14 protein-coding genes are annotated in these 14,875 nt (G+C 70.7%); 12 read left to right on the top strand and 2 right to left on the bottom strand.

All coding sequences use genetic code 11. From position 1 onward, the window contains the following. Positions 1–12: 12 nt before the first annotated feature. The 5 genes from E0500_RS28780 to E0500_RS28760 are packed head-to-tail and all read left to right on the top strand — an operon-like array spanning position 13 to position 6,577. Positions 13–840 (top strand): carbohydrate ABC transporter permease, encoded by an 828-nt coding sequence (locus E0500_RS28780; protein WP_131568980.1) that lies wholly within the window; start codon positions 13–15, stop codon positions 838–840. Next, positions 837–1,880 carry a LacI family DNA-binding transcriptional regulator gene (locus E0500_RS28775; protein WP_131568978.1) on the top strand — a complete coding sequence of 348 codons (1,044 nt, stop codon included), beginning with the start codon at positions 837–839 and terminating at the stop codon, positions 1,878–1,880. The genes E0500_RS28780 and E0500_RS28775 overlap by 4 nt, the downstream gene beginning before the upstream one ends. A 49-nt stretch (positions 1,881–1,929) precedes the next feature. After that, positions 1,930–3,864, top strand: coding sequence for a cellulase family glycosylhydrolase (locus tag E0500_RS28770; RefSeq protein WP_131568976.1), 1,935 nt, complete (start codon positions 1,930–1,932; stop codon positions 3,862–3,864). Further along, complete coding sequence (locus E0500_RS28765) at positions 3,861–6,164, top strand: glycoside hydrolase family 3 N-terminal domain-containing protein (RefSeq protein ID WP_131568974.1); 2,304 nt, start codon at positions 3,861–3,863, stop codon at positions 6,162–6,164. Before E0500_RS28770 ends, E0500_RS28765 begins: the two co-directional genes overlap by 4 nt. Continuing rightward, the gene (locus E0500_RS28760; RefSeq protein WP_131568972.1) at positions 6,161–6,577 is read left to right on the top strand and encodes a zeta toxin family protein; all 417 of its coding nucleotides are present in this window, start codon (positions 6,161–6,163) and stop codon (positions 6,575–6,577) included. The genes E0500_RS28765 and E0500_RS28760 overlap by 4 nt, the downstream gene beginning before the upstream one ends. Here E0500_RS28760 and E0500_RS28755 read toward each other — a convergent pair. Continuing rightward, positions 6,520–6,798: a hypothetical protein gene (locus E0500_RS28755; RefSeq protein WP_131568970.1), complete on the bottom strand. Its 279-nt coding sequence runs from the start codon at positions 6,796–6,798 to the stop codon at positions 6,520–6,522. The genes E0500_RS28760 and E0500_RS28755 overlap by 58 nt on opposite strands. A 268-nt stretch (positions 6,799–7,066) precedes the next feature. On the opposite strand from E0500_RS28755, the gene E0500_RS28750 reads away from it, so the two are divergent. Beyond that, entirely contained in the window at positions 7,067–7,852 is a 786-nt protein-coding gene (locus tag E0500_RS28750) for a helix-turn-helix transcriptional regulator (protein WP_181587163.1), read from the top strand. A gap of 607 nt (positions 7,853–8,459) precedes the next feature. On the opposite strand, the gene E0500_RS28745 is transcribed toward E0500_RS28750, so the two are convergent. Beyond that, the gene (locus E0500_RS28745; protein WP_165935271.1) at positions 8,460–8,603 is read right to left on the bottom strand and encodes a hypothetical protein; all 144 of its coding nucleotides are present in this window, start codon (positions 8,601–8,603) and stop codon (positions 8,460–8,462) included. A 385-nt stretch (positions 8,604–8,988) separates the two neighbouring features. Here E0500_RS28745 and E0500_RS28740 point away from each other — a divergent pair, with 385 nt between their 5' ends. The 6 genes from E0500_RS28740 to E0500_RS28715 all read left to right on the top strand — a co-directional run bounded on the left by E0500_RS28740 (position 8,989) and on the right by E0500_RS28715 (position 14,748). Beyond that, entirely contained in the window at positions 8,989–9,411 is a 423-nt protein-coding gene (locus E0500_RS28740) for a VOC family protein (protein WP_131572189.1), read from the top strand. A 107-nt stretch (positions 9,412–9,518) separates the two neighbouring features. Continuing rightward, positions 9,519–10,550, top strand: a complete 1,032-nt coding sequence (locus E0500_RS28735) for an aldo/keto reductase (protein WP_131572188.1) — start codon at positions 9,519–9,521, stop codon at positions 10,548–10,550. A 7-nt stretch (positions 10,551–10,557) separates the two neighbouring features. Beyond that, on the top strand, positions 10,558–11,652 hold the full coding sequence (locus E0500_RS28730) for a winged helix DNA-binding domain-containing protein (RefSeq protein WP_181587162.1): 1,095 nt from the start codon (positions 10,558–10,560) through the stop codon (positions 11,650–11,652). A gap of 765 nt (positions 11,653–12,417) precedes the next feature. Further along, positions 12,418–12,978 carry a hypothetical protein gene (locus E0500_RS28725; protein ID WP_131565597.1) on the top strand — a complete coding sequence of 187 codons (561 nt, stop codon included), beginning with the start codon at positions 12,418–12,420 and terminating at the stop codon, positions 12,976–12,978. A 765-nt stretch (positions 12,979–13,743) separates the two neighbouring features. Continuing rightward, on the top strand, positions 13,744–14,268 hold the full coding sequence (locus tag E0500_RS28720) for an ATP-binding protein (protein ID WP_131565600.1): 525 nt from the start codon (positions 13,744–13,746) through the stop codon (positions 14,266–14,268). A gap of 231 nt (positions 14,269–14,499) precedes the next feature. Next, positions 14,500–14,748 (top strand): hypothetical protein, encoded by a 249-nt coding sequence (locus E0500_RS28715; RefSeq protein WP_131565603.1) that lies wholly within the window; start codon positions 14,500–14,502, stop codon positions 14,746–14,748. Positions 14,749–14,875 lie beyond the last annotated feature (127 nt).

Here is a 14,875-nt window from a genome sequence, read left to right as displayed (position 1 = left end):
GACACCCTCACCATGAAGCTCGGCAGGCGCTGGCTCCCGGCGCACATCCTGGTGTGGACGTACGCGGTGCTGCTCGTCGTCCCCCTTTACTATTTCCTCGCCTCGGCCTTCAAGACCAACGACGAGATCTTCGCGCATCCCTTCGCGCCGCCCTCCTCGCTCGGTCTGCACAACTTCCGCACCGCGTTCGAGGGTGCCGACCTCGGTCTGGCCGTCGTCAACTCGGCGCTGGTGACGGTGTTCTCGCTGGCGCTGACCCTGCTGCTGGCGGTGCCCGCCGCGTTCGCCCTGGCGCGGTCCACCGGGCGTACCGCGGCCGTCGTCGAGAAGGTGTTCTCGCTGGGGTTCCTCATCCCCACCTTCGCCGCCCTGTTCCCGACGTTTCTGCTGGCGGCCGCCACCGGCCTGTTCCACACCCGCCTCTTCATGGTGCTGTTCCTGCCCGCGACCGCGCTGCCGCTGTCGGTGGTGATCCTCGTGCAGTTCATGCGCACCATCCCGGCCGAGATGGAGGAGGCGGCACGGCTGGACGGCGCCTCGACGTTCGCCGTGCTGCGGCATGTGTACACCCCGATGTGCCTGCCGGGCATCGCGACCGTGCTCCTGCTCAACTTCCTGACGTTCTGGAACGAGTACCTGTACTCCCTGGTGATCATCGGCCCCGACCCCGAGCAGCGCACCGTCCAGGTCGCCCTGCCCACCCTGAAGGCGATCACGGGCACGGACTACGGCGTCCTGACCGCGGGCACCGTGCTGACCCTGGTGCCGGTGTGGGTCGTGTACACCGTCCTGCAGAAACGCATGCAGCAGGCACTGGTCAGTGGCGCGGTGAAGATGTGAGCGCGGCCGCCGAGCGGGCGGGCCGCCGCCCGACCATCAAGGCCGTCGCCACGGCCGCCGGGGTGTCGACCGCCGCGGTCTCCCAGGCCTTCAACCACAAGGGCCGGCTGTCCGAGGCGACCCGTCGCCGGATCCTGGACGCGGCGGCCGACCTGGGCTGGTCGCCCAGCGCGCCGGCGGCGGCGCTGCGCCACGCCCGCACTCGCACCCTGGCCCTGGTGGTACGCCGCCCGACCGATGTGCTGGGTGCCGACCCGCACTTCAGCGAGCTGATCACCGGTATCGAGGGCGAACTGGCGCCGCGTGGCTACGGCCTGCTGCTGCACCTGGTCACCGGGATGCGCGAGGAGAACGCCCTGTACGAGCGGCTCGCCGCCGAGGGCCGCGTGGACGGCGCCGTGCTGACCGACGCCCGCGACGACGACGCCCGCCCTGCCCTGCTGGCCCGGCTCGGGCTGCCCGCCGTGCTGCTCGGCTCCCCCGACGGCAGGGCCGTCGTCCCGCGCGTCGGACTCGGCGACCAGGGCGCCGGCGTCGCGGAGGCCGTGACGCATCTGCTGGACCTGGGACACCGGCGCATCGCCTACATCGCAGGACCGCCCGAGCTCCAGCACACGCGGCTACGCCGAGGGGCCTTCGAGGAGGCCCTGCGAGCGGCCGGGCTGCGTCCGTTCGCGGTGTTGCACACCGACTTCAGCGAGCGCATGGCCGTCGGCGCCACCGAGGCCCTGCTGGCCGCGCCCGGCCGGCCGACCGCCCTCGTCTACGCCAACGACTCGATGGCCGTGTGCGGCATCGGCACCGTCCAGCGCGCCGGACACCGCGTGCCGCGGGACGTGTCCGTCGTCGGCTACGACAACCTCCCCCTCGGCAGCTGGCTGCACCCCCGCCTGACCACCGTCGACCAGCGTGTGCAGCAGGTCGGCGCGGCCGCCGCCCGGCTGTTGCTCGACCTGTGCGGCGAGGAGGTCGAGGACCTCCCGCTGACCGGACGGCCGCGGCTGGTCGTCCGCGAGTCCACCGGCCCGGCCCCGAACTGATCCCGAGCACCCTGCGCACCGCCCGTACCCGACCCCCACGAGAAGGACCATGCGACGCCACAGCGCCCAGCTCACCCACCAGCCCGACGTCCTGCCCTGGCTCGGCGCCAACTTCTGGTCCCGCGCCGGTGGTCCGCTGATGTGGCGGACCTACGAACCCAAGACCGTGCGCGACGAACTGCGCGTGCTGGCCGAGCACGGGCTGACCATGACCCGGTCGTTCTTCTACTGGCCGGACTTCCACCCCGAGCCGCACCGCGTCGACGACGAACTGTGCGACCGCTTCGAGGACTTCCTCGACGCACACACCGAGACCGGCATGGCAACCGTGCCCACGTTCATCGTCGGCCACATGTCCGGGGAGAACTGGGACCCCGCCTGGCGGGGCGGCCGTGACCTGTACGAGGACGTGTGGATGGTGGGCCGTCAGGCCTGGTTCGTGTCCCGGATGGCCCGGCGCTTCAAGGACCATCCGGCGGTCACCGGCTGGCTGGTCACCAACGAGATGCCCGGCTACGGCCGGATCCACCAGATCGACCCGCCCTCGTCCGACGTGGTGACGGCGTGGGCACAGGCCATGTGCAACGCGGTGCGCGCCACCGGCGCCAGCCAGCCGGTGTCGCTCGGCGACGGTGCCTGGGGCATCGAGGTGACCGGCCGCGACAACGGCTTCTCGCTGCGGGAGACGGCCGAGTACGTCGACTTCGTCGGCCCGCACGTCTACCGCTCGGACACCGACCGGCCCCGGCAGCACTACCGCGCCGCGTTCGAGTGCGAACTGGCCGCGGTGACCGGGCAGGCGGTTGTCCTGGAGGAGTTCGGCCTGTCCACCGACACCGTCTCCGCGGCGAACGCGGGTGTCTACTACCGCCAGACCCTGCACAACTCGCTGCTCGGCGGGGCGACCGGCTGGATCGCCTGGAACAACACCGACTACGACGACCTGTGGGACCGGTCGCCCTACGACCACCACCCGTTCGAGATGCACTTCGGCATCACCGACTCCACCGGGGCGCCGAAGGAACCGCTGCGCGAACTCGCCGCGTTCGCCGAGGTGCTGAAGGCGGTGGACTTCGCCCGCTGCCGGCGCGCGGACGCCGACGCCGCCTTCGTGGTGCCCGCCTTCCTCGAACGCGGCTACCCCTACAGCCGGCCGGCCGACCGGCCGCTCATCTTCACGTCCCTGCACCAGGGTTACGTCTCCGCGCGCGCCGCCGACCTCCCGGTGGGCTTCCTCCGCGAGGCCGACCTGCTCCCCGGGCAGGCCGCTCTGTACCTGCTGCCGGCCACCCGGCAGCTCACCACCCGCACCCGCCGGGAACTGGCCCGCCGGGCCGAGTCCGGCTCCACCGTGTACCTGTCGTTCTGCTCCGGCGAGCACCCCGGCACCCGCGGCCCCTGGTTCGACGACCTCGACGGGTTGTTCGGCGTCGAGTCGCAGTTGTCGTACGGCGTCGCCGAACCGATCGAGGACGACGTCCTGGAGATGACCTTCACCGAGGACTTCGGCGGACTCCTGGCCGGCGAGGTCCTGCGGTTCCCGGTCGCCGGGAACGAGGACAGCCGCGCCTATCTGCCCGTGGTGCCACGGGATGCCCGGGTGGTGGCCGTGGACGCGCACGGCCGGCCCGCGCTGACGGTCCGCGAGACGGGCTCGGGACGTACCGTCCTGGCCACCTATCCGCTGGAACACATGGCGGCCCGCACCCCACACGTCAACCCCGACGCCACGCACCGCCTGTACGCGGCGCTGGCCGAGGCCGCGGGGGTACGGCGCCCGGTCACCGTCGACGACCCGCACGTGGGCGCCGACGTCCTGATCCACAGCGACGGCCGCCGTTTCGTATGGCTGGTCAGCCAGAGCCCCGCACCGCTCACCGTCCGCCCCACCGCCGACGGCACCCTGCGCACCCTGCGCGACGGCGCTCCGGTGACCGAGGTGACGCTCGACGCGTATGCCGTCGCCGTACTGGAGCTGCGATGACCGCGACCGCCCTCCCGCGCTACCTCGACCCGGCCGCGCCCGTGCCCGAACGCGTCCGCGACCTGCTGGACAGGATGACCCTCGCCGAGAAGACCGGACAGGTCAACCAGCGCCTGTACGGCTGGCACGCCTACCAGCGCACCGCCGACGGCCACCGCCTGACCGACAGGTTCACGGACGAGGTCGCCGTGTTCGGCGGCATGGGCGCCCTGTACGGGCTGCAGCGCGCCGACGCCTGGTCCGGCGTCGGCTTCGACGACGGACTGAACGCCCACGACGGTGCCCGCATGGCCGCCCAGGTGCAACGACACGTCATGGAGAACACCCGGCTCGGCATCCCCGTCCTGCTGGTCGAGGAGATGCCCCACGGCCACCAGGCCCTGGACGGCACCGTACTGCCGGTCAACCTGTCGGTGGGCGCCACCTGGGATCCGGCGCTGTACACCGAGGCGGCGGCCGCGGCCGGCGCCGAACTGCGCGCCAGAGGAGCACACCTGGCCCTGGTGTCCGCCCTCGACCTGGTGCGCGATCCCCGCTGGGGGCGCGCCGAGGAGTGCTTCGGCGAGGATCCCTACCTGGCGGCCCGGCTCACCGAAGCCCTCGTCGCCGGAACCCGTCAGGCCGGGATGGGCGTCGTACTGAAGCACTTCGCGGGACAGGGCGCCACGGTCGGCGGCCGCAACAGCGCGGCGACCGACCTCGGGGCGCGTGAGCTGCACGAGATCCATCTCGTGGCGGCGCGGGCCGGGGTCGCTGCCGGGGCGAGCGGGGTGATGGCCGCCTACAACGAGTTCGACGGACTGCCCTGTGTCGCGAACCGTCATCTGCTCACGGAAGTGCTGCGCGAAAGGTGGGGGTTCGAAGGTCTCGTCATGGCCGACGGTGGCGCCATCGACCGTCTGACACGGCTGACCGGGGACCCGGTGGCGGCCGGGGCGCTGGCCCTGCGCGCCGGGTGCGATCTGAGCCTGTGGGACGACTGCTTCCCCAGGCTGGCCGAGGCCGTGGCCCGGGAGCCCTCCCTCGAAGCGGAACTCGACACGGCGGTGGCCCGGGTACTCGCCCTGAAGTTCCGCCTCGGGCTCTTCGACCAGGCCCCCGCGGCGGCCGGTGACGGGCGGTCCGGCCGCCGGGACACGGCCTCACTCGCGGAGACGGCCGAACTCGCGGAGCGTGTCGCCCGGGCGTCCGTCACCCTGCTCTCGCACGACGGCGAGGTGCTGCCACTGTCCCCGGCACTGCGCCGGATCGCCGTGATCGGCCCCAACGCCGACTCCGTCGAGCAGCAGACCGGCGACTACACCGCGCCCCAGCGGCCGGGCAGCGGCGTCACCGTCCTCCAAGGGGTGCGTGCGTCCATCCCGCCGGGCACCGAGGTCGTGCACGCGCGCGGCTGCGAGCTGGTCGGTGACGATCTCACGGGCGTGCCCGAGGCCGTCGCGGCGGCCTCCGGCGCCGACGTGGCGCTGCTGGTGCTGGGCGGCTCCAGCGCCCGTCGCCCCGACACCGTCTTCGACGCCAACGGAGCGGCGGTGGCCGGCACGGGCGCCTCCCCCGGCATGACCTGCGGCGAGGGCGTCGATCTGGCGGACATCGCCCTGCCGGCCGGCCAACGGGCCCTGCTCGACGCGGTGACGGCGACCGGCACACCGGTCGTCGTGGTCCTCGTCCAGGGCCGCCCGCATGCCCTGCCCGACCTGCACGGCACGGCGGCCGCGGTGCTGACCGCCTGGTACCCGGGGCCCAGCGGCGGCCGCGCGGTCGCCGAGGTACTGTTCGGCGTCCATGAACCCCGTGGCCGTCTCCCGGTGTCGGTACCGCGCTCGGCGGCCCAACTGCCCGTCTTCTACAACCGCAAGGACCACCGCTACCGGGGATACGTCGACCAGAGCCACCACCCACGTCACGCCTTCGGGCACGGCCTGTCGTACACCACCGTCGAGTACGGCCCGCCACGGCTGTCGCATGACAGCGTCAGCACGCGAGACCCCCGCCTGACCTGCCGGGTCACCGTCCGCAACACCGGAAGCCGGCCCGCCCACGAAACGGTCCAGCTCTACGTACGCCGCGTCTCGGGCACCACCTCATGGCCTCGCGTCCGCGAACTGCGCGGGTTCACCCACCTCCTCGTCGCCCCGGGCGCGCAGGCCGAGGCAGTCTTCAGCATCGACGGCGACACCCTGGCCTCACTGGACCGCGACCTGGCCTGGGCGGTGGAGCCAGGGGTGCTCGCCGTGGAAACGGGTCCCTCGTCGGACCGCACACAGCACGCCCACCTCGACATCACCATCCCAGAGTGAACAACCCCGCCACACAGCCCCGGCCGACCGTGGTCGTCGCCGCCGGACAGCCCGGCGCCGGGAAGACCCAGGTCGCCGACCTCGTGCAGGTAGTGCTGGACCGGCGTGGCGGCGCCGTACGGCTCGGCCGGGCCCTGTACGAGTCGGCACACCGGCACTACGCGGGCGCCCTGGCCGCCGACGTCCGGACAGCCGGAGTGCTGGTCCGTCCCGACACCGCCCGCCGGCAGACCGCCGTCGAAATCCGGGAGCGCATGACACAGCGGGCGGGTTTGGCCGGGCCGTCAGCAGCCCGGCAGCCCGCGGCTGTCGGCGGCCTCCCTGCGTTCAGGGGGCCGCCGACGGCGCTACGTTCTCAGCGGTTGGTCCACAGGTTCCACCGCCAGGGCCAGGTACCGTCGGCGCACTGGTAGGCGTCCCAGTGTCCGCGATCGATGCCCTGCTGGCCGGCCGTCTGGCAGCCGCTCAGGGTGAGGTACTTGCCCCGGTGGACGTTGAGGCCGTCGGCCGCCTGAACGGCCATCACGTGCGAGGAGGCCGCGGCAGGCGCCGCGACTGCGGGCGCCGCTGCGCTCAGGCCGAGCCCCGTCACAGCGATCGCTGCGAGGGCGGCGAACATGGTACGTACACGCATGGTGAAGCTTCCTTTCGGTAGGGGGTTCACAGTCGGCTCATGCGGCTTGTGCCGACACGGCCATGGCCACCGGCCCGCTCACCCTCGGGGGTGATCTGCGCAGCCGGTACGCCGAGTTTGCGGTGATAGATCGCCCTTCACCAGCGGGTCCCGTTTGCTTCACCGATGTCGGGATCAATACATTCCTGACCTGCTGGGACGTATCCGTCCCGGGACATGAAGCAGCCCATGGGACACGGTTGCGGCGCCTGCAGGGAGACCCTTGTCAATGAGTGGCCAACGTCCGCAGGACGCAGCGGCAGCACGGAGGCTGGGCGAGGCGCTGCGGGGACTGCAGCGAAGCTCGGGCCGCACGCTTCGCGCCCTGGAATCCCAGGTCCGCATCAGCGACTCGTCCCTCTCCCGCTACTTCCGCGGCGAGACCGTGCCTCCATGGCCCGTCGTCCGGGACCTGTGCCGGGCGCTGGGAGCAGACCCCAGCGTGTACCGGGCCTTATGGGAGGCCGCCGACCGCAGCCGGCCCGAGGAACCAGCCCCCGCCGCCCCGCCGCCCAAACCCTCCCCCACCAGGCGACGCCGTCTGCGCAAACACCTGTCCGGCCGATGGGGCTTCGCCGCGGCCGGCACCGCCATCGGCCTTGCGGCCGGTCTGACGCTGTTCGGCCTGCGGCACTCACCCACCGCGCCCCCCGCACAGGGCGCCGCCGGGGCGGAGGACACCAGGACCGGCTACGGGGACGCCGGCGTGCTCGTCCACAACGCCGAAGAGAAATGCCAGAAACCCCGTACGCACGAATGCGCGCTGCACCTGGCCTGGGACCCCTACCGTCCCTACACAACGGCCAACTCCGCCGACCGCGTCTGGCACCATGACCTGCTGCACGCCCGCTGCCGGATCGCCGACGGCGTCAGCGTCACCGACGAGAACGAGAAACACAGCAGCATCTGGATCCAGGTCGCACGGAACGGGCAGCGCCTATGGCTCCCCGGTATCCGCGTCGATCCCGACAGGCTGGTCCAGTTGAGCACCGTACTGCCCAAGTGCCCGCCATAAGCGAGCGGTGGCCCTGGATCACCGCTGGCATGGTGCGGAACCGGCCTGAGAGCGGAGGCGGACTCCCCCGCGAAGCCCGGCAGGCACAGGTTGGACTTCCAGTGATCATCTGATCGGGGTGGACGTGGCCGGCCGTGACCTGAGGGCCCTGTTCAGTACGAACGACCGCAGTCCGGAGACTGACGAGGCGTTCACGAACGGGTCCTCGCAATGAGAAACGGTCGCGGCCGCGCTCACCGGGCACCTGGAGCACATCAGCGCTCCCGGCGTCGATCCGGAGGACTTGAGGCGCCCCGTCACCACCTGCTCGTCTTCCACGGTATGGACGGGATCGGCAAAACGCCCCTGTCCCGGATGTTGGAGGCGGCGCTCGCCGACGCCGGACGGCGGCCCTCGCAGTGGGGCGAGCCCGGCTGGCCGACCGACCGGATCCTGCGCACGCATCGCGCTGTGCCGCTACTGGGAGGCCAACCAGCCCGGCGAGTCGCTGGAGCGGTACCTGCGCCGCCACGGGCTCGCCTCCCGGTTCAGGCAGGCACTGCCACAGCAGACGCAGTCCGCCCTCGCCGACATCGCCGAGACGCTCCTGCTGCCCGGCACCATCGGCTCAGCCATCGGCCAGGCCACCGGCGCCCTCATCAGTGCGCCACACGAACGCCGCCAGACCGTACGCGCCCTGGCCGGGTGCGCCGGGCTCGCGAACCTGCTGGAGGCCGAACCCGACCTGGACGTCCTGTCCGCGACCTCTCACCCGACGACTGCGACGACTGCCTCGCCCACCGCCTCAGCCGCGACGGCCAGCCCCTCATCAGCGAACCCATCCGGCAGGTCATCACCGCCCGCTCGCACGGACTGCCCCTCTACCTCGATCTGCCCGGTGCCCGGTTCCCGGAGCTGCGCCGCGCCGGCCGCAACCAGGCGACTCGACCACGGTTTCCCCGCCCTGATCGCCCGCACCCTGTCCGACCTCCCCCCCCTGACGAACGCCGCACTGCAGTACAGGACACAACTTGTCCTCTACCTCCGCCATGGTGGCGTACGAGCCGTTCGGGAGGCATCGCTCCTGGACACGGCAGCCGCCACCAGGACTTGGACGGTCGGCGGCGTATTCGTCACATCAAGGCAAGGAACAGGGCATGTCCATCACGACCACCACCCACCTGAACTTCCGGGGCACCGCACGTGAGGCGCTGGACTTCTACCGGTCCGTCTTCGGCGGACGTACTGTCGCGGTCACCTACAAGGACGCGGGCGCCGTGCAGAACGAGAGCGAGGCGGACTGGGTGATGTGGGGCGAGGTGGCCGGCGACAACGGCTTCCACGTCATGGCCTACGACGTGCCCTCGCAGCTGCCCTGGAACCAGGGAGAGAACCCGTTCTTCGTCTCCGTACGCGGTGACGACGCCGAGGAGATCAGCGTCCTGTGGGACAAGCTCGCCGACGGCTCGACCATCGTGCGTCCGCTGGAACCCGCGCAGTGGGCGCCGCTGTACGGCATGCTCACCGACCGCTTCGGTGTCACCTGGGTCCTGGACGTCACCGCCCCCTACAACGGCTGAACCGGCCGAACCGACATGCCTGCGCCGTCCGGGCCGCCGCAACCACACGGGCGGCCCGGACGGCACGGGCACCGACCACGCACAGCACCGAAAGGAAACGGATCACCGTGCGGATGCGGAAGCTGGGACGGACCGGCATCGAAGTCAGCGCCTACTGCCTGGGCACCATGGTGTTCGGCAAGATGGGCAATCCGGATCACGACGACTGCGTGCGCATGATCCACCGGGCGCTCGACGCGGGCATCAATTTCGTCGACACCGCCGACGTCTACGGCTACAGCGAGACCGAGGAGATCGTAGGAAAGGCCCTCAAAGGACGCCGCGACGAGGTCGTACTGGCGACCAAGTTCAACGGACCGATGGGCAAGAGCCCCAACCGCAGCGGCAGTTCCCGGCGCTGGATCGTCCAGGCGGTCGAAGGCTCGCTGAGGCGCCTACGGACCGACTACATCGACCTCTACCAGATCCACCACCCCGACCCCCACACCGACATCGAGGAGACCCTCTCCGCGCTCACCGACCTCGTGCGTGCCGGCAAGGTCCGCGCGATCGGCTCCTCCAACCTGCCGGCCTCGGAAATCGTCGAAGCCCAGTGGGTGTCCCAGCAGCGCGGCCTGCACCGCCTGCGAACCGAGCAGCCCACCTACTCCATGCTCAACCGCGGCATCGAGCGCGAGGTCCTGCCCACCTGCCGCCGCTACGGCCTGGGAGTTCTGGTGTGGAGCCCACTGGCCATGGGCCTGCTCACCAGCCGCTACCGCAAGAACACCCCGCAGCCCACAGGCGCCCGCATGCAGTGGGTCCCCGGGCACCTCACCGACGAACGCAAACTTGATGCCGTCGAGCAGCTGCTCACCCTCGCCGACGAAGCCGGCCACAGCCTCACCCACCTGGCCATGGCCTTCGCCACCGGCCACCCCGACGTCACCGCCGCCATCATCGGCCCACGCACCATGGACCAGCTCGACAACCTGCTCGCCGGCGCCACCCTCACCCTGGGCGACGACACCCTCGACAAGATCGACGCAATCGTCCCGCCCGGCACCGACATCAGCCCCCTGGACGTCTCCCACACGCCCTTCTCCCTCGCCCGCACGGACCTACGCCGACGCCCGCCCCACGAGCGGGCCGCAGCCTGAGAACGCCATGACCGTCCTCGACAGCCGCTCCCTCAACCGCGCCACCCTCGCCCGCCAGCACCTGCTCACCCGCACCGACACATCTGTGCCCGAGGCGGTGGCCCACCTGTGCGGCCTGCAGGCGCAAGAGCCCCAGGAACCGTTCATCGGGCTGTGGTCCCGCCTTGCCGACTTCAGGCCCGAGCAACTGGACGATGCTCTGACCGGCCGCACCATGGTGCGTACCCACCTGATGCGCCGCACCGTCCACCTCGTCACCTCCGACGACGCGCTCGCCTGGCGAGCCCGCCATGACGCCATGCTGCGCCAGCGAGTGCTGGGCACCTACCGGCGCGAACTGGCCGGCATCGACCTGGACCAGGTCGCCGCCGCCGGCCGCGCGGCCATGGCCGACCAGCAGCCCCGTACCATGCGCGAGCTCGTACAAGCCCTCGAAGACCGCTGGCCCGGCCCACCACGCCGTGTCCTGGGCGAATTGCTCGTCGCAGCCCTCATCCCCATGGCCCAACTCCCGCCCCGCGGCCTCTGGCACCAGAGGGCCGGCGTACGCAACCTGCCGTTGGCCACCTGGCTGGAACGGGACATCGACCCCCTGCCCGCCGGGGACAGCGATCCCGTCGGGCAGCAACTGCTGCGCCGCTACCTCGCCTCCTACGGGCCCGCCGCCAGCGCGGACCTACGCGCCTGGTGCGGCCTCGCCGGACTTCCCACCGCTGTCAGAGCCGCCCGGGAAGAACTCGTCGTCTTCCGCGACGAACGCGGCCGCGAACTGCTCGACCTGCCCGACGCACCCCGCCCCCACCCCGACACCCCGGCCCCCGTCCGGTTCCTACCGGCCTTCGACAATGCCATCCTCGGCTACCACGACCGCAGCCGTATCATCGACGCCCCCCACCTCGGTCTGTCCGTCGCAGGCCACCGCACGGTCCTTGTCGACGGACGCGTCACCGCCACCTGGACCGTGCGCAGCCACCACCTTCACATCAGTCCCCTCCGTCCCCTCACCCCCCTGGAACAAGAAGCCGTCCGCGCCGAAGCCCAGCACCTGACCACCTTCCTGGACGAAGACATCGATCAGGTCCAACTTGACACCGAAAACTGACGAGCACGCCCTCAGTTCCCGACTTGACAGGCTCGTGGTCCGAAGCGGCTGGACGCTCTCCCACGACACCGCAGCATCGCTGCCCACGCTGACTCTCGCCGCCGTCGGATGGATGGCGGCACGCGAGGTCCCACTGTGTGCCGGTGACTTCGTCGACGACCCACCCATCCGGCCCGGCGGATCCGTCATCGTGCACAGGGCGCGCCGATCGCTTCCGGCAAGGTCCAGCGGCTCGCGCCCATCACGGCGTACCGCACGCAGGGTCCGCGGCTCCTGCGCTCTTACGGGCTTCGCACGTTCCCCTGCAACGCCACCACGTTCCAGAGCTGGTACCGCACCTACGGCTGACGCGGCCGGGCCTGCCAAAAGGGAGCAGGCCCGCCGCGCACTCCTGTGCCTCGTGCACCTTTGAATCCTCGGAGAGGAGAAGGGCCCGGCCAGTGCCGGGCCCTCCTTGCTGCTCAGATCGCGACGCCGACGGATACGGAAATACGGGCCGCAGCCGAGTCCTCACAGCCTCACCCTCACACAACTCATCCCGCTCACCTGGGGAAACGGATCGTGAGGCTCACAAGTTCCGCGTCGTCAGGGGAGGGCCAGGCGCTGCTTGCGCGTGCGGGCTGCAGCCCGCACTGGCGGAGGACCTGGGCGCGGTCACCGCACCAAGGAGTGGTGGCGCGGACCGTCCCCTGTCGCGCACCTGGCCCGGGCTCATACAATCCGGTGCCTGGATACGTCCAACTCCCGTGCTCAGCAGGGGGATTTGTGATCGAGGGAAACGCCGCAGCCGCGCCGGGCGCCGGTACGGGCGGCGACCCGCGGCTGCACGCGCTGCGCGCCGAAGTCGAGAAGATCATCGCCGAGGCACAGATCGGCGCCCGCCGGGCGCAGCGCCGGGCCAAGCTCTGGCACGCCATGTACCTCAGCCTCGGTTTTCCAGCCGCCGTCCTGGCCGGCATCTCCGGCGCCGCCGGCCTTGCCTCCGCGGGGGCCCGCGTCCCCGCAGCCATCCTCGCCCTGCTGTCGGCGGGCTTCTCCGCCGGTTCGACTTTCCTGCGCTCCGACGCCCGCCACATGACCAACCTCCGCCGCTGCTACGCCTGGCAGAACCTCGAGACCCGCGCCCGCCTCGTCCTCGCGTACGACGCCTATGAAGGCCCGGAACGACTGCACACCGCCCTTCTCGTCCTGCACGAACTGCGCACCACAGTGCCCTCAAGCGCGCTGATCCTCTCCGAGCAGCAAGGGCCGTACCAGCTACCGACGGCTGGCCAGACCCCACCGGCCATCCAACCGACGACGCCGCCCCCGGGGCCGGGCGCATGAGAGGTGCCGAGCCTGGGTGATGAAATGCTCCGCTGCACCACGACGACCACCAGCGGGACCAGGAGCCCGAGCAGCACCACGGCGGCGAACAGCAGGACCAGGCGCTGCTCGCGCGGTCCAGGGAGCAGCGGGCGCGAGCCGCCGGGCAGCGGTCCGCGGCGGCGGAGGACCTGGGCACATCGCGGCCCCAGGCCTGCCTACAAGCAGCGTGAACAAGGGGATCAGGCCCAGGTGCTCAGGGTCTGTCTGGTGGGTGTGTGACCGCACGTCAACATGCGACTGCGGGAGACACCGATGAGTACGCGGATCGCGAACCTGAAACGCGGGCGACTGCAGAACAACGCGGTGGAGTTCATGCCCGGCACCCGGGACGTCTTCGTGTCGGTGGCCTACTGTCGTCTGCCGGTACGCGCGCCCCTCAAAGGTACAGCTGGACCTGCGTCACTGAAGGCGAACTCGAGTTCGCGCCCTGCCCACCACACATCGCGCACGACCCTGAACTCCGCACCGTCTGGAGCCGACAGAGGCACGGCCTCTGACACTGGCTCAAGCAGCCTGACACACGGGACGGCCTCCCCTACTACCGGGCCCTCAAGCCGCTACTCGACGCCCACGCCGAGCAGCTGGCCAAGGCGATCGACCGCAGCCCTTCGAGGTCGTTGACACCTGATCTTGGTGGTTGACACCACTCTGAGACACGCCGAAGCCATACCGGATTTCTGCTGTGCCTGTTCCCGCGACTCGCACGACGCTAACGTCGAGCTCATGATCGTATGGCTCAACGGCACCCATGGCGCAGGCAAAACGACGACCAGTGCGCTCGTGCAGCAGATGATCCCGGACTCACGGGTGTTCGACGCCGAGAAGGTCGGCGAGACACTCATGGACATCACGCCGGGGCTGCCCGCGACGGACAACTTCCAGCACTGGCCGCCGTGGCGGCCGCTCGTAGTCGAGACCGCCCGACGCGTCCTCGACTACACCGGCGGAACCCTGGTGATGCCCATGACGGTCCTGGTCGAGCAGTACTGGCGCGAGATCAGCTCGGGCCTTGCCCAGCATGCCATTCCGGTCCGGCACTTCGTCCTCCACGCCGACCAGGACACCCTCCGCGGGCGTATCGCGGGCGACACCGTTCTTGGCCCCAACTCCCCGTTCCGTCTCCAATACCTTGAGCCCTATGCCGAGGCTGCCCGCACGTGGTTGCACGCCGAGGCCGAGGTCGTCGACACCACGCACCTCACACCCGCCCAGGTCGCTCTACAGATCGCAGAGGCCGTCAAGACTTGAGAAAAACGGCCTGCCGGCGTCAAGCCTCGCAGGTGACAACGAACCTGCCTATGTACAACTAGCGGGCTTCGGCCCACCAATGCGCCCAGCTGGAATGCCAGGACAGAGCGCTTGCGGGTGCGCGCCTGGAGCTGAATCTCGATGTGCTCCACGTCGGTGAACCGCACGCCCAGGCACTGAGCGAGGGTGTTGTTGGCGCGGAAGTACGTCTCTGCCAGACCCTCCGCTGCGATGCGTTGCGTCGAGGGTCACGAGGTGTACACCGGGCAGCTCTACCTCCCGGAGGAGTACAACGAGGCCATCGAGGCATTCCCGCCCTGCAACCAGCACACCACGCTGCAAACGGCTCCCCAACAAGGACGACCTGGTCTACCGATCCGCCGGGGGGCGGACCTGCTCCTGGACGTGAGCCCGGTGGATTCCGACCGGCTGGAACGCGGACTCACTACATCATTCACCCTGACCGTCGCCCTCCCCTGATACCTGCCGTGCCGCCGCCGGGCGGGCCACATAGCGCATCAGGGGTCGTCCCACCCGTTGGGGCCTGCGGGACCGGCCCTGCCCCCAAGCGCCTGTGCTATCGGGCTGTCGTTCCCGATCCCGGCGA

This window comes from Streptomyces sp. KM273126 (genome assembly GCF_004337435.2).
GTDB classification, from domain to species: domain Bacteria; phylum Actinomycetota; class Actinomycetes; order Streptomycetales; family Streptomycetaceae; genus Streptomyces; species Streptomyces acidicola.
Note: the sequence above shows the minus strand (reverse complement) of the source record. Positions and strands in the feature narration are given on the sequence as shown.

Excerpts from the sequence above, each read along its gene's own strand:
- E0500_RS28780 (WP_131568980.1), top strand. The coding sequence starts at position 13 with ATGAAGCTCGGCAGGCGCTGGCTCCCGGCGCACATCCTGGTGTGGACG.
- E0500_RS28770 (WP_131568976.1), top strand. The coding sequence starts at position 1,930 with ATGCGACGCCACAGCGCCCAGCTCACCCACCAGCCCGACGTCCTGCCC.
- E0500_RS28755 (WP_131568970.1), bottom strand. The coding sequence starts at position 6,798 with ATGCGTGTACGTACCATGTTCGCCGCCCTCGCAGCGATCGCTGTGACG.
- E0500_RS28730 (WP_181587162.1), top strand. The coding sequence starts at position 10,558 with ATGACCGTCCTCGACAGCCGCTCCCTCAACCGCGCCACCCTCGCCCGC.
- E0500_RS28740 (WP_131572189.1), top strand. The coding sequence starts at position 8,989 with ATGTCCATCACGACCACCACCCACCTGAACTTCCGGGGCACCGCACGT.
- E0500_RS28715 (WP_131565603.1), top strand. The coding sequence starts at position 14,500 with ATGCGTTGCGTCGAGGGTCACGAGGTGTACACCGGGCAGCTCTACCTC.
- E0500_RS28765 (WP_131568974.1), top strand. The coding sequence starts at position 3,861 with ATGACCGCGACCGCCCTCCCGCGCTACCTCGACCCGGCCGCGCCCGTG.
- E0500_RS28720 (WP_131565600.1), top strand. The coding sequence starts at position 13,744 with ATGATCGTATGGCTCAACGGCACCCATGGCGCAGGCAAAACGACGACC.
- E0500_RS28750 (WP_181587163.1), top strand. The coding sequence starts at position 7,067 with ATGAGTGGCCAACGTCCGCAGGACGCAGCGGCAGCACGGAGGCTGGGC.